This window comes from Paenibacillus sp. 01T47, from assembly GCF_056398245.1.
Window position 1 is genome coordinate 1 of sequence record NZ_JBFTPA010000065.1, and the last position, 1,630, is coordinate 1,630.

A 1,630-nucleotide genomic window follows, 5' to 3' on the forward strand; every position below is an offset into this window, starting at 1 on the left:
CTATCGTTACCCGTCCCTCGGTTTTAAGGGTTTATCTCACATATACTCACTCATTCGCAGGATTTCATCACCTTGGATTAGGTCGATTTTAAGAAACAGCACAGGTGATACCGGTTGAGGTGGTGGGCTGGGCATGCGGAAATAGAGGAACTATTAGGAAATATTCCCCAGGTAGTTTCTACTGCACGCATACTCCACAATCCCTTGGAGGTTCACCCTCCCAAATCTCAACGGGTCACTGCCCTTACATTCCTTCGTTATACCTGTCCAAGGTGTGGAGACCGATAGCGTTTAGCGGATGGGTCTGAGCCCTTATGGGTAACGAACTCGGTCCTCCGTGCTTTCTTTTTGAAATCCTGCGAATGAGTCAATATACGTGATTTCTACTTAATTTAAGCTGCTTCTGCCCATGCAATTACCGTTTTCTCTGGCGTGAACTTTTCTCCTCGTTGTATAATACCAACTAGAATTCGTGCCAGCTTTCCTACTAACTTAAATATGGATTGCTGCTTTTTCATCTTCTTTTCTTGCACATTATGCTCATGCAGATGGCGGAACACGGGGTTATTCCAAACGAGCTGAACCGTCGCGAGATAGAGATATTTCCGCAAGGCGGAGTCTCCTCTTTTCGAAAGAACAATTCGTCCTTTTCGCTTTCCTGACGTACTTTCAGCCAAATTTAGGCCCGCCTTTCGTAATACCTGACGTCCATGCGCATACTGTCTTAAATCTCCTGTGCCAGCTAGTATGGCCGCGGTGAAGATCTTCCCGAGACCTTTTATGGTGCGAAGCTGCTGTGCCATAGGAATCTCAGAAAGCAGAGCTTCGATGTCCTCTTCAATCTGTTCAAGCATGGTGGTAACTCGTTCATATTCTTCAATGAGCCGTATTAAATCTGCCTTCGATTCTTCTACAGCGGTTCGATCTCCGATACTGCGTTTAGCATGTGCTATGAGCTGCGCAGCCTTCTCAATCCCCGTAGAACCCCCAGCGCGCTGCATATGGGTTCTCCAAGCTTTGATTACATCCGGTACTGCATACGTCTCCAAATCCTGTGGGCAAGGGAATGTCTTGAGGGTCGCCAATGACCGCTTACAGGTCCAGTCTTTGAATACCGATGGATATTCAGGAAAACGGATGTCGAGCCAACGCACAATGCGGTTCTGCAGTCGAACACTGTTCGCGACCCAGAATTCTCGGTCACTCATTATGGTCCGTAAGCGTTGAAACACAAGCGATTGTCGCGTGTACTCATAGTAGAAGCCCCGACTTACTGAATCTGCGATGACAAGTGCATCTTTGGGGTCGTTCTTTGATGGACTGTTATCTCGATTTTCTTTATTTCGCTTCGTCGTAGCAGGGTTAACMATGACCACATGTAATCCCTTATCTGATAACCAGTTAGCTAGGTTAAACCAGTAATGACCGGTTGGTTCCATGCCGATGATGAGCCTCTTTAATCGATGTTTCTGTTGTAGTTCGGTTATCCAGCGGCTTAATTTTTCAAAACCTTCGATAGAATTCGAAAACGAGAGATGCCGTTTTGAAATGACGATTCCTCGGAAATTTGTGGACTGTGCCACGTGAGTTTCTTTGGCCATGTCAATTCCTATGACAAGATGCGAGGTGG

At 46.5% G+C, this 1,630-nt stretch carries 1 protein-coding gene; it reads right to left on the reverse strand.

Features of this window, described 5'->3' with window-relative positions:
* Window positions 1–392: 392 nt before the first annotated feature.
* Window positions 393–1,630, reverse strand: a 1,238-nt coding sequence (locus AC1DOV_RS34645; protein ID WP_477552159.1) for an IS110 family RNA-guided transposase, incomplete at its 5' end; no start/stop codon positions are given.